This is a genomic window from Pseudidiomarina terrestris, assembly GCF_030466375.1.
Classification (GTDB): Bacteria; Pseudomonadota; Gammaproteobacteria; order Enterobacterales; family Alteromonadaceae; genus Pseudidiomarina; species Pseudidiomarina terrestris.
Genome location: NZ_JAGGJE010000001.1, coordinates 941,064 through 953,423, shown reverse-complemented (window position 1 = coordinate 953,423; position 12,360 = coordinate 941,064). Strand labels below are relative to the sequence as shown.

Annotated in this window: 15 protein-coding genes; 5 read left to right on the top strand and 10 right to left on the bottom strand. The window is 52.6% G+C overall.

Annotated elements, in window-relative coordinates:
• Window position 1: 1 nt before the first annotated feature.
• A complete protein-coding gene (locus J6J28_RS04625) occupies window positions 2–1,030 on the top strand; it encodes a DUF3549 family protein (protein ID WP_301720146.1) in 1,029 nt (342 codons plus the stop codon).
• Complete coding sequence (locus J6J28_RS04620) at window positions 1,030–1,338, top strand: DUF3301 domain-containing protein (protein WP_301720145.1); 309 nt, start codon at window positions 1,030–1,032, stop codon at window positions 1,336–1,338. The genes J6J28_RS04625 and J6J28_RS04620 overlap by 1 nt, the downstream gene beginning before the upstream one ends.
• On the opposite strand, the gene J6J28_RS04615 is transcribed toward J6J28_RS04620, so the two are convergent.
• The 3 genes from J6J28_RS04615 to J6J28_RS04605 are packed head-to-tail and all read right to left on the bottom strand — an operon-like array spanning window position 1,320 to window position 2,952.
• Window positions 1,320–1,661, bottom strand: coding sequence for an Mpo1-like protein (locus tag J6J28_RS04615; protein ID WP_301720144.1), 342 nt, complete (start codon window positions 1,659–1,661; stop codon window positions 1,320–1,322). The genes J6J28_RS04620 and J6J28_RS04615 overlap by 19 nt on opposite strands.
• Window positions 1,654–2,325, bottom strand: a complete 672-nt coding sequence (locus tag J6J28_RS04610) for a GNAT family N-acetyltransferase (protein ID WP_301720143.1) — start codon at window positions 2,323–2,325, stop codon at window positions 1,654–1,656. Before J6J28_RS04610 ends, J6J28_RS04615 begins: the two co-directional genes overlap by 8 nt.
• A gap of 57 nt (window positions 2,326–2,382) precedes the next feature.
• On the bottom strand, window positions 2,383–2,952 hold the full coding sequence (locus J6J28_RS04605) for a SecY-interacting protein Syd (RefSeq protein WP_301720142.1): 570 nt from the start codon (window positions 2,950–2,952) through the stop codon (window positions 2,383–2,385).
• Window positions 2,953–3,108: 156 nt separating this feature from the next.
• Here J6J28_RS04605 and queF point away from each other — a divergent pair, with 156 nt between their 5' ends.
• From queF to J6J28_RS04590, 3 genes are read left to right on the top strand one after another with little or no spacing between them, the layout of a single operon-like run.
• On the top strand, window positions 3,109–3,951 hold the full coding sequence (queF, locus tag J6J28_RS04600) for an NADPH-dependent 7-cyano-7-deazaguanine reductase QueF (protein WP_301720141.1): 843 nt from the start codon (window positions 3,109–3,111) through the stop codon (window positions 3,949–3,951).
• A 24-nt stretch (window positions 3,952–3,975) separates the two neighbouring features.
• Entirely contained in the window at window positions 3,976–5,331 is a 1,356-nt protein-coding gene (gene ppnN / locus J6J28_RS04595; protein WP_301720140.1) for a nucleotide 5'-monophosphate nucleosidase PpnN, read from the top strand.
• Between the two features lie 24 nt (window positions 5,332–5,355).
• Window positions 5,356–5,730 (top strand): DUF3192 domain-containing protein, encoded by a 375-nt coding sequence (locus J6J28_RS04590; RefSeq protein WP_301720139.1) that lies wholly within the window; start codon window positions 5,356–5,358, stop codon window positions 5,728–5,730.
• 12 nt (window positions 5,731–5,742) lie between these two features.
• On the opposite strand, the gene rlmM is transcribed toward J6J28_RS04590, so the two are convergent.
• From rlmM to J6J28_RS04555, 7 genes are read right to left on the bottom strand one after another with little or no spacing between them, the layout of a single operon-like run.
• Window positions 5,743–6,834, bottom strand: a complete 1,092-nt coding sequence (gene rlmM, locus J6J28_RS04585) for a 23S rRNA (cytidine(2498)-2'-O)-methyltransferase RlmM (protein ID WP_301720138.1) — start codon at window positions 6,832–6,834, stop codon at window positions 5,743–5,745.
• The gene (locus J6J28_RS04580; RefSeq protein ID WP_301720137.1) at window positions 6,831–7,463 is read right to left on the bottom strand and encodes an alpha/beta family hydrolase; all 633 of its coding nucleotides are present in this window, start codon (window positions 7,461–7,463) and stop codon (window positions 6,831–6,833) included. Before J6J28_RS04580 ends, rlmM begins: the two co-directional genes overlap by 4 nt.
• Window positions 7,456–8,355, bottom strand: a complete 900-nt coding sequence (locus J6J28_RS04575; protein WP_301720136.1) for a transcriptional regulator GcvA — start codon at window positions 8,353–8,355, stop codon at window positions 7,456–7,458. Before J6J28_RS04575 ends, J6J28_RS04580 begins: the two co-directional genes overlap by 8 nt.
• A gap of 10 nt (window positions 8,356–8,365) precedes the next feature.
• Window positions 8,366–9,130, bottom strand: coding sequence for an SDR family oxidoreductase (locus J6J28_RS04570; protein ID WP_301720135.1), 765 nt, complete (start codon window positions 9,128–9,130; stop codon window positions 8,366–8,368).
• Between the two features lie 9 nt (window positions 9,131–9,139).
• Complete coding sequence (mmsB, locus tag J6J28_RS04565) at window positions 9,140–10,036, bottom strand: 3-hydroxyisobutyrate dehydrogenase (RefSeq protein WP_301720134.1); 897 nt, start codon at window positions 10,034–10,036, stop codon at window positions 9,140–9,142.
• A gap of 13 nt (window positions 10,037–10,049) precedes the next feature.
• Window positions 10,050–11,174 (bottom strand): enoyl-CoA hydratase/isomerase family protein, encoded by a 1,125-nt coding sequence (locus tag J6J28_RS04560; protein ID WP_301720133.1) that lies wholly within the window; start codon window positions 11,172–11,174, stop codon window positions 10,050–10,052.
• A 24-nt stretch (window positions 11,175–11,198) separates the two neighbouring features.
• Window positions 11,199–12,356, bottom strand: coding sequence for an acyl-CoA dehydrogenase family protein (locus J6J28_RS04555; protein ID WP_301720132.1), 1,158 nt, complete (start codon window positions 12,354–12,356; stop codon window positions 11,199–11,201).
• Between the last annotated feature and the right edge of the window lie 4 nt (window positions 12,357–12,360).

Below are 12,360 nucleotides of genomic sequence, written 5' to 3'. Positions count from 1 at the left end.
AATGAGTCTATCTACCCTAACGCAGTTACTTCAGGAAGGACAAAGCAGCTATCTTTGTTACGACCTCGGCCGGCTGGTGCAGCCGCTCAGCAACACCGACTTTGCCGCGATCGAAAACCAGACGATGCCCTACCCTTACCCGGTGCAGGGACACGCCTGTTTCGCTTTAGTCTTTTGGCCGCAGCTCGCCGCTAGCGCCCAGGATCCGTTTTTGTGGTTTCTCAAGTTTCCTATCGATGAACGTGGCTTGCTTGAACAAGGCCGGGTCCATGAATTTATCACTCAGGTCATTACCTTACTGGGTCAGCAGGTGACCCATGCGTTGACTGAGGAACAAGAACAGCAACTGCAACAAAGCCCTTACTTATTTACCCCAACTGAGGAAAAGCGCGCGGCGCTGCATGCCAAGCTCAGTTTACGCTGGCAACGTCCGCCCTCGGTGCATTTTGAGCTGGCCGAGAGTACCCTTGCAGATCCTCAGCATTGGCAGCAAGTGGGCGTACAGGGATTACATGATGTCAGCGCACGTCTGACACAGCTTGAGACCACACAAGCGGCAATTTGCGGCAATTTTTTGCGGTATCCGGAAGCCCTTCGCCAGGCGCTGGCCGTCGCCCTGGAGCACCAGACGGTGCCCAATGCGATGGCGACCGAACTGGCCAGCCTGCTAGCGCAGCAACCGGCCGGTGCAGAGGGTCGCGCCGATCTACTCCGGAGTCTGGCCAGCCAGGAACCTGACCCGGCCATCATCACTGCGGTCACTCACGTACTCCAGCAGCCTTCGGTGGACGAAGTGGTGATCTGCTGTGCCCGCCTGTGGCCGCTGTTCGATCCCATGAGCGACTGCCCGGTGCCTCTTGCCTCTTTACTGGATGCCTTAGCGCAACAAGAACCGGGCATTTTCGCTGCATTAATTACCGATCTACTCCGCCTACCAGGTTTACGCCCTCACCTGTTAGTCACCTTACAGCGCGACGATCTGCCACAGCAGGTTCGCCAGGCGTGGCAAGCCTTTACGGGAGCCCACTAGTGGTCTTACTTGATGCAATTTTACTGATCGGAATTGGCTTTATCGGACTGCTTTTCTGGCAAGGCCGGCGTCAGGCAGAACTGGCACGGGTGCATGCCAAACGTTACTGCGAACAGCATCAGCTACAGTTTCTTGACATTGCCTGGGAAGGTGGGCGTCTGGCCCGTCATGGTCGTCATATGGGCTGGCTCAGCCGCTATCAGTTTGCCTTCAGTAGCGACCGCGAAAGTCGCTACGAAGGTGAGTTACAGATGCTCAATTTGCGTTTGCTACGCATTGAGACCCCTGTCTACCGGCTACCCGACTGATCTTTAGTGCCGCTTAAGCTGCGTTTTAAAAATTCAGCGTACATGACCCAGTCAGCTAACAACGAGTACCAGGGGTGCTTAAAGGTGGCGGGTCGGTTGTGCTCGAACAGAAAGTGCCCGAGCCAGGCAAAGCCATAACCCACCACTGGAATGGCCAGCAGCCACAACCACTGCTGGGTGATAAACGCATACGCCAATAACGCCAGCACCAAAGTACTGCCAATGTAATGCATAGCCCGGCAGCGCGGATTGGAGTGTTCTTTCAGGTAATAAGGGTAAAACTCTTTAAAAGAGCCGAACTGCTTTGTGGTGTCCTTAGCCATGAGCGGCTTCCTCCTCAGTTTCAGTCTGGCTGGCCTGACTGCGGCAAAAATAAAGCTCGCCGGCAATGTCGCCAATCATTAGGTCGGTGACCTGCTGATAACCGTGCTGCACAAACAGGGATTTGTGATGCGGCTGGGTGATCAGCACAGCGATCCCCTGCGAACTGGGTTCATCTTGCAGTGCCTGCTGCGCGGCTTGTACCAGCACATCCCCCCAGCCCTGATGCTGGTAACGTGGGTTGACGGCGATAAACGCCAGCATGTGGTAATGATCAAGACCCAGCTCTTTGGTCATGGCAGCCTGAATACGTTCTTCCTTGTCGACCAGTTGCTTGGTGCTGACATAACCCGCCGTGAGCAGCATTTTCAGGCGCCAGTGCCAGTAACGCCCCGGACCGAAACTTTTGCCCGGCTCAGTTAAGCAGGCAACCCCCAGTAGGCTGTCACCGATAAATACCCCTATCATTGGCTGCTGCGCTTCCCAAAATGCAGCCAGCTCTTCACGGATAGCCGCCCGCAGACGCTTCTCATAATCGACTTTTTCAGCCTGGAACAGTGCCATCAACAGCGGATCATCGTGGTACGCCTGATACAACAGTGAGGCGGCTAGCTTGAGTTCCTCTGCGACTAAATAGCGGATTTCACTGGTGTTCGTTGTTGTCATTTTTACCCCTGAATCGCTCGTGCGTTGCAGAAATTTGCAACCTTCTATGCATACAAACTAGCCGATTGCCTCATCGTTTGCTACTACTCTTGGGGTACTTTTTCGCAAAAACTCTTCCAGGGATGGTGCCAGTATTTCATGCTGTTGCTGACCAACGAACTCGAGCCCCACCGCGCCATTCTCGTTATCCAGAGTGATAAGCAAGTCGTCAGATTCTTCCGCTAAGCCTAAGAACAGGGTAATGGGCTGCTTTAAACGACGTTTCATCAGTACATGGCCAGCCTGATTCGCCAGCATCCGTTCGGCATCATCATCACCATGCAGGTGCAGTAACCATAACGGGTGGGATTCCCAGTCAACTGCGAGATCGGCACTGAACCAGCGGGAAAAGTAAGCAACAAAATCTGGATGAAAAGGCTCTTCGAGGGCATTCATTAAATCACTGAAATCCAGTGCCCGCTGCTGCCGCACCGGCTGCCAGGTCACGGTGTCCTCTGAGCCTACCGCGGCGGTATAAATGGGCGCCTGCCAGGCATCGTTAGCCTCGGTCACTAAGGGCACTGCAGCGGCCTGATATGCAGCTAAATAACGGTCAATTAAATCATCTAAAGCGGCGGTGATCGTCATCACTATCTCTCACGTAGTTGGTGGGCGCTGATGGAGCTAGCCTGCAAGTGATCTCGCACCTGCACAAACTAGCATCTCGGTTAGAGCAGCGGTACAATAACCGACTGGCTAGGAAAACCCCAGACATCCCTAAGTGTAACAAGGTAATGAGAGGCAATGAAGCAACCCCCTGCAGAACATCCACTGGCACATCTTAATTTAGGCCAGGCGACGCAGTATCCAGAGCACTATGATGCAGGTTTATTGCAAGCTGTCCCACGCCAATTAAATCGCACGCCGATCGGCATTAGCGCGGACGCTGCTTTACCCTTTCATGGCCAGGATTACTGGACCGGCTATGAAATTTCCTGGCTGTTACCCAATGGTTTACCGCAAGTCGCCATTGGCTATTTTATTGTGCCCTGCACCAGCCCGAATCTGGTGGAATCAAAATCATTCAAGCTCTACCTGAACAGCTTTAATGCTTCCCCCTGGCAGAGCCGTGCCGAGGTCGAAGCGCGCATGCATCGTGACCTTAGTGATTGTGCCGGAGCTCCGGTTCAGGTAAAACTAGTTCCGTTAGAGGATGCTCAACACGCCGTAGGCACCTGGCAGGCCGAGTCCATTGATTCGGCTACGGTGGCGATAACCAGTTATGATTATCAGCCAGAGCTGTTGCAACATGGCGGTGACCAGCGCGTCACTGAGCAGCTAAGTACACATTTGCTGAAATCAAACTGTTTGATCACCAACCAGCCGGACTGGGGCTCACTTTACATTCACTACCAGGGACGCGTGATCGATCGCAGCGCACTATTGCGCTATATCGTTTCGTTCCGCAACCACAACGAGTTTCATGAACAGTGCGTGGAGCGCATCTTTATGGACTTAACTCAGCGCCTCGACATCGAAAAGTTAACGGTGTACGCGCGCTATACCCGACGCGGAGGGCTTGATATCAACCCGTTCCGCTCGAATTTTGAAACGGCTCCGACACTGACTCGATTGAGCCGTCAGTAAGTAAAAGAATAAAAAGGACAAAGAATGAGAATTACTATTTCTCCACGTGGCAGCATGAGCTTGCTGTCTCAGTTGGAAATTGACCGTTTACAAGAATCAAGTGATGAAGAACTGTATCGTTTATTTCGTAATTGCTGCCTTGCCGTTCTGAACGCCGGTAGCAACACTGACAGCAGCGAAGAAATTTTCGAAAAATACAAAGACTTCGACGTTAATGTCATTAAATGCGAACGCGGCGTAAAGCTGGAACTCGTCAACCCACCAGCAGAGGCCTTCGTCGATGGCAAGCTCATCGTCGGTATGCAGGAGTTGGTCGAGGCCGTGCTCCGGGATATCCTTTTCACTGGCGAGCGCTACAACGCGCAAACGCTCGATTCAGCAGATACTCATACCCTCACCCACGTGGTGTTCGACATTCTGCGCAACGCGCAGGTGGTACAGCCGAATCTGGAGCCAAACATAGTGGTCTGCTGGGGCGGACATTCGATTAATGAAATCGAGTACAAGTACACCAAAGAAGTTGGCTACCATCTTGGCCTGCGGGCATTAAATATCTGCACTGGATGTGGACCTGGCGCGATGAAAGGGCCCATGAAAGGTGCTGCCATTGGTCACGCCAAACAACGGATCCCAGATGGCCGTTACCTGGGCTTTACCGAGCCAGGCATTATTGCTGCCGAGCCGCCGAATCCAATTGTTAACGAACTGGTGATCTTGCCGGATATCGAAAAACGTCTGGAAGCCTTCGTTCGCTGTGCGCACGGTATCGTGATCTTCCCGGGTGGCGCAGGTACTGCCGAAGAGTTGCTGTACATTCTCGGCATCCTCATGCACCCGGCCAACGAGCGCCAGGTGTTCCCAATAGTACTTACCGGTCCAGCCAGCAGCAAAGGCTATTTCGACGCCATTGATGACTTCATTGTTGCCACATTAGGCGAAGAAGCTCGTAAGCTGTATACCATTATCATCAATGATCCGGTCAAAGTCGCACGCCATATGTGCAAAGCCACCGACGATGTCAAAGAGTATCGCCGTGAAACCGGTGACTCTTATTGCTTTAACTGGACTCTGCACATCGACGAACCTTTTCAGCGGCCGTTCAGCCCGACCCACGAAAATGTTGCCGGGCTAAATTTGCATCGCGAGCAGGAACCGCAGTTGCTCGCCGCAGATCTGCGTCGCGCGTTCTCTGCGATTGTCGCGGGTAACGTTAAAGACGAAGGGATCCGGGCAATTCGCGCGAAAGGTGTGTTCGAAATCCATGGTGAACGTGAAATGATGCGGAAGCTCGACGTATTGTTACAGGCATTCGTCGAACAAGGCCGGATGAAACTCCCCGGTTCAGTGTATTATCCCTGTTACCGGGTCGTTACCGACTAATCCGCAGTTAAGCGAGGCGCTGTTATGTCAAAAATGATGAAAATAATACTGATTGGCTTTGTCATTTATTTGGCGGCAACAGCGCTTATTCTGGCGGTCTATCAGGCTGATCCAGATAATATGAGCTGGCAGGAACGGGAAACCTTTAACCTTAAACAAATTGGTCGTCTGGACCTGGGGATCCCCAAAGAGGATGTCATCCGCCTGCTCGGTTCGCCGGATATCAGCGAAGCCAAGTCGACCGCAACGGGTGAAGAGGTGTTGGTGCTGTTCTACCGTACCCACCATGTCAAATCGGACGGCATCACCACGCGCGACGAATGCACGCCGTTACTCTTTAAAAACGGCTCCCTGATTGCCTGGGGAGCCGATGCTTATCAAGATTATCAAGACTTTTAAGGTCGCAGCAGCTTAAAGCCAACGCATGTGCACGGTGATTTCTTCGCGGTCATGATAAAGCTGCTTGGCCTGTATCTCAAAGCGTCCGCGCCCCTCTTCCATCAACTTTTGCTTAATCTGCTCAAGGTATTCGGCAACCGCCGCATAGCGGCGCTTCATCGGTAACTTGAGGTTGAAGATGGCTTCTTTGCAGTCTTCCGCTAACAACCAGTCGGTCATCAACTCACCTACGCGAGCGGGCTTCTCGACCATATCGCAGACCAGCCAGGTCACATTTTTCTTTTTCGGACGGTATTTAAAACCATCCTCACGAATATGCTTGACCTGCCCAGTTTCCATCAGACTTTCAGCCATAGGACCATTATCGACCGCTTGCACCATCATGCCGCGACGTACCAGCTGATAGGTCCAGCCACCCGGTGCTGCACCGAGGTCAACAGCATTCATTCCTGAGCTGATACGTTCCTCGCGCTCATGGGCGGGAACAAACACCTGAAAGGCCTCATCCAGCTTCAGAGTCGAGCGACTTGGCGCGTCACTTGGACTGCGCAGACGCGGAATCCCCATCAACCAGGGCGACTGATTAAAGCTAAAGGAAAAGCCAATGACCACATGCGTGCTGGAGATAAAAAACGCATGTAAGGTAGGTCGGCGGTCACTTTCCTTGACGGTCATCCAGCCAGCCTTACGCAGGCCTTGCCGCAGCGGCACAGTGAATTTACGACAGAATTTTGACAATTCCTTACCGTCATTGGTATCTGGCGTTTCCACCCGCAACTCGCCCGCCGGTTTGATGGCACTAAAGACCTCTTGTAAGCCCTCATCAAGCAGGGCTAACTGAATCGCTGACACCCGATCGTCGCTGGATAAGTCGTCGACTTCAGCAAGAATAGCAATAAACTGGCGGGTAAAAATCAATTCATTGAGAATCAATTTTTTCGCTAAATGCTCGGCTTCTTCGGCGGCGCAACGGTAAACCACATAGCCCTGTTGTGCTTTGGTCTGGCAATAGCCGTAGCTGCCAAGTAATGCAGTTTTTTCCTGCAACTCAGCCGCACAATCACTTTCAAAGCCCGGCCTGCAATAGGCCAATAATCCACTCATGTTCTCTCCGTTATAAAACCACGCACCGTATCCACGGCTTCCTGCCACAACGTACGGCGCTCAAGGCCACTGCGTTTGGTAGGTTCAAAGCTATGATCGCCATAGCTGAGCCAATGCATCGCGATAGTGTCTGGCAACTGGTAACTCGCCACTTCTTCAGGTTTACCAAAGCCGTCCCGTTCGCCCTGAATAATGAGGTTTTTGGGACATTGATTGACCAGGTCATCGAGCCTGAGCTTGTCCGGCTTCCCTATCGGATGAAACGGAAAGCCAAGCGCGATGGCTGCCTCAGCTTTGGCTTCATCTGCGAGCCGGAATGCCACCCGCGCGCCCATAGATTTACCCATGAGAAACAACGGTTTGTCATCATCAAACTGTTCAATAACCGTGCGCATGCAATGCTCCAGCTGGGGCATTGGATTCGGCGGACGTCGAACCCCGGTGTCCATAAACTTTTGCCAATAGGGGAAATTAAAACGCACCACATCAACATCATTCATGGCCAGCGCCAGCGCGAAATATTGCATGAAGTCACTTTGTAATCCAGCACCGGCACCATGGGCAAAAATCACCCGGACCGCGCCTTCGGGATTGTCGCGATGCACCGCTACGCGTTGCGAATCACTCATAAGCGTCTTCTTCCTCTTCCACGACTTGTAGCAGCCAGTTGCGAAAGGTGGCGATTTTACCGATTTCTGACTGAGAGTCACGACATACTAAGTAAAATGATTTCTCACGGGGCAAGGCTTCCGGGAAGATTTGGATCAAATGCCCGGCATCAATCTCCGGCTTTACCAGAACATTATTCGCCAAAGCAATGCCTTGCCCGTGCACTGCAGCTTTTAAGGCAAGATTTGAGTGACTGAAAATGGGCCCATTATCACCTTTATTTTTATCGATCCCGACCAGCTTAAACCAGTCTTTCCAGGCATTACGGGTTTCGTCGTGCAACAAGGTGTGATCGAGTAAGTCTTTTGGCTCGCGCAATGGTTTTGAGCCATTGAGCAGCAGCGGAGAACAGACCGGCAGCAGAAATTCATTATGCAGCTTGTAGGCTTTCAGCCCGGGCCACTTGCCCGAACCGTAATAAATCGCCACATCGACATCATCGGTTAACGAGCCATCGACTTCATCCACGGCACGGATCCTGACATCAATTTCGGGACAAGCTTCGCGAAAACGACTTAAGCGCGGGACAAACCAAAGAATAGCAAAACTCGGGGGCAAGCTGATGGTCAAAGAGCCCCGCTCCGAGGCACTTTTCAGACGCTCAGTCGCTTGCACCAGATGGTCAAAGATTTCCTTGAGCTCGAGGTAGTAGGTCTGCCCTTCGGGGGTCAGCAGCAACGATCGGTTGCGGCGGATAAACAATTTTACCCCCAAAAAATCCTCTAACGCCTTCACCTGATGGCTCACCGCAGCCTGCGTGACAAAAAGTTCGTCGGCTGCGCGCGTGAAACTCAAATGACGGGCCGCAGCCTCAAAAGCTTTCAGCGCATTTAATGGGGGTAATTTTCGCATGTTTACTCGGTTATAGTCGGACGCCTCCGTCTATTTCTAACACACGTCCGCTGAAAAAGTCATTTTCAATGATGTAACGCGCACTGTGCGCAATTTCGTCTGGCTGTCCCCAGCGGCGTAAAGGTACCATGCTTAACGCCCGCTCAATAGCTTCAGGTTTCATCTGAGCGGTCATCGGAGTTTCGATGAAGCCAGGTGCAATGGCGCCACAGCGGATACCGAATCGTCCGAGTTCACGCGCCCAGGTGACCGTCATTGCCACCACGCCCGCTTTGGTTGCAGCATAGTTGGTCTGGCCCATGTTGCCCGCGCGTGCCACGCTGGAGATATTGATAATGACACCGCCATTGCCCGCTTTCGCCATGTGTGCCGCAGCTTCACGACCGCACAAAAAGCTACCGGTAAGATTCACATCCAACACTGACTGGAACTGCTGCAGCGGCATTTTCTGAGTAATTTCACCGTCTTTGCATTTGATCAGCAAGCCATCGCGCAAAATACCAGCATTGTTAATCAGCACATTGATACCACCGAAGTCGTTTTGAATGGTCGTGAAGACCTCTTCAACTGCGCCTTCGTCGGTCACGTTAGCGACATAGCCTTGCACTTTCTTTGCACCTTTTTCGGCACAAATCTGCTCCGCTTCGTTCAGGGTGTCCTGATTCATGTCGATTAACGCCAGTGACGCACCAGCCTCAGCAAAGTGTTCTGCCATGGCACGGCCTAAGCCTTGCGCTCCGCCGGTAATAACAATTGTACTCGATGCAATATCCATTCGTTGCTCCTACTTCTTAGTTTGCGGCGTAACATACTTGAAAATGCTCGAGAAGTCTTCCCGACCGTGACCAAGTTGCGCCCAGCTGCGATACAAATTCAGGGTTAACGAGCCCATTGGCGTACTGGCACCACTGCGTAATGCTGCCTGTTGTGCCAGCCCCAAATCTTTTGCCATCAGGTCAACCAGGAAGCCACCCTGATAATCATTGCTCGAAGGTACGCCTTCCATCACATCCGGACACGGATTATAAACTTCCAGCGTCCAGTTTCGACCTGAACTCTGCAGCATGATTTCCGATAAGACTTTGGGGTCCAGTCCATGCGCAATACCCAGCTGCAACGCCTCAGAAGTACCCGCCATCAGCACCGATAACAGCATGTTGTTGCAGATTTTAGCCACCTGCCCGGCACCAGCATCGCCAGCACGGAAAACGTTTTTACCCATGTCGTTAAGGACAGTGCGGGCGCGCTCAACGGCACTCTCGGCGCCACCACAGATGAACGTCAGGGTACCTGCTTTAGCGCCACCGACACCGCCGGAGACCGGCGCATCGATAAACTCGATACCGCTTTGTTGAAGTTCTGCGCCAAGTTTGCGTGCGGTTTCCGCACTGATGGTGCTGCAGTCGATGACCAGGGTCGTTTTAGACAGGGTTTTATGCAGTCCTTTATCACCCAGGTACACGCCTTCCACATGGTGGTCAGCAGGCAGCATGGAAATCACAAAATCAGCGCCCTGAGTGACCTCGGAAACCTCTCCGGCTACGCTACAGCCAGCAGCACGTGCCTGCTCCAGCGCTGCTTCAGAAAGATCGAATACGGTAACCTTGTGGCCGCCTTTGACCAGATTGGCGGCCATTGGCCCGCCCATATTACCTAAACCAATAAATCCTACTGTTGCCATAAGATTGTCCTTTTTAATGTCCTAAGTCGGCAAGTGGATGCTCATCTTCAGCCCAGGGTGAGGTAAAGAATTCGTCGACTTCTTCTGCCTCCACATCAGCCACTGAGTCATGCTGCCACTTCGGTTGTTTATCTTTGTCGATCAGCAACGCCCGAATTCCCTCAGCAAAGTCGCCACGGGTGGCACATTTCACTGATAAGGTCAGCTCCAGTCGGAAGCAATCGGCAAGGTTCAAGTCTTTGCCAAGATGCAACTGATTCCAGACAATATGAGCGGTCATCGGACAGCCATTAGCAAGGGTTTTGCTGGCGCGACTCAGCCACTTGTCATCCGTATCAAGACTGGTTATCGCATCGACCACAGGCACCAGTTCATCACCCGCTGTCAGCTCTTTAATAAGGTTATGATTGGGCTCTACCTGGCCGGCAGGACGGTGTTTGCTGTCTGCTTCAGAGCATTTCGCCAACACATCGGACACTTTTTGCTGATTTAAGCTGGGCGTTTCGCCCCACTGGATATCGGCGAGTGCATCGAGGATCTTGTCGCGGCTTGAGCTGGCGATAAAATGATCCGCAAGTTTCAGGAACAAAGCATCGCAGGCGTTAATCTGCGCGCCAGTCAGACCCAGGAACAGACCACAGCCCTCGGGCATCTGATTGAGAAAGTGGGTCGCCCCAACATCGGGATAAAGACCTATAGTGATTTCCGGCATGGCCAGTAGTGAACGTTCCGTCACAATACGATGACTACCACCATTCATCAGGCCCATACCACCGCCCATGACAATCCCATCGCCCCAGATAACCAAAGGCTTGGGGTAACAGTGAATGCAATGATCTAAGCGGTACTCCTGACTGAAGAAGTCAGCAACTTCGTCAACCAGAACGCCGGGTTGGTCACGCATCGCCTTGTACATGGCAACGATATCACCGCCGGCACAAAAGGCTTTCTCGCCGGCGCCTTCCAGCCAGACACAGGCGATCTCCGGATCACCTGCCCACTCGTCAAGTTGCGGCTGTAACTGCTGAATCATGGCCAGACTCAACGCATTCAACGATTTCTCTGAATCAAGACGGGCAATACCAAGGCGTTTTCCACAGGCGGTTTGCCGTTCTTCGAACTGAACCACTGTACTCATGATAGTTCCTTGTTAGTTGCGAACTTAAAGAATGGCGCGGTCAATGTCAGCCAAAATCCGGCGACCAATGATGACCCGCATAATTTCATTTGTGCCTTCCAGGATCTGGTGCACACGAACATCACGCACATGACGCTCTAATGGGTATTCTTTAATGTAGCCGTAACCACCGTGGATCTGTAAAGCCTCATTACACACCTGGAAGCCCACATCTGTGGCAAAGCGTTTTGCCATCGCACAGTAGGTGGTTTTGTCAGCATCATTGCTGTCGACTTTAAAGGCTGCCAGCCGCACCATTTGCCGCGCGGCGACCAGTTCCGTCGCCATATCGGCAAGCTTAAACTGCAGCGCCTGGAAATGGCCCAGCTCTTTGCCAAATTGCGTCCGCTCCAGCATGTAGTTGCGGGCCGTGTCTAATGCCGCCTGCGCGGTACCTACCGAACATACGGCGATGTTAATGCGGCCGCCGTCCAGGCCCATCATGGCGAATTTAAAGCCTTCACCTTCAGCGCCAAGCAGATTTTTCGCCGGAATACGCACGTCTTCGAAGGTTACCAAACGTGTGGGCTGAGCGTTCCAGCCCATCTTCGCTTCTTTTTTGCCGTAGCTCACGCCTTCAGCGTCAGCGGGAACCACAAATGCCGAAATTCCTTTTGGACCGGCTTCACCGGTGCGAGCCATCACTACCAAAACATCGGTACTGCCAGCGCCGGAGATAAACATTTTTGAACCATTGATCACGTACTCATCGCCGTCTTTCTTGGCAGAAGTACGTAAGCTTGCCGCGTCAGAGCCGGCGCCTGGTTCCGTCAAACAATAGGACCCCAGCTTCTCGCCGGTGACCAGCTCAGGTACCCACTCCTCGATAACCTCTGGTGTAGCGAAAGAGCCAATCATCCACGACACCATATTGTGGATCGTCATCATCGCTGTCGTCGTGGTACAGCCCATCGACAACTGCTCAAAGATCAGCGCTGCATCCAGTCGGTTCATACCGAAGCCGCCCGCTTCTTCAGGCGTGTACATGCCCATAAAGCCCATTTCGCCGGCTTTACGGAACACTTCTACCGGAAAGTGGGAGGTTTCGTCCCACTCGGCAGCATAAGGCGCCAGTTCTTTGTCAGCAAAGGCCTTCGCCGTATCGACAAAGGCTTGTTGGTCGTCTGTTAAATTAAAATCCATGGCG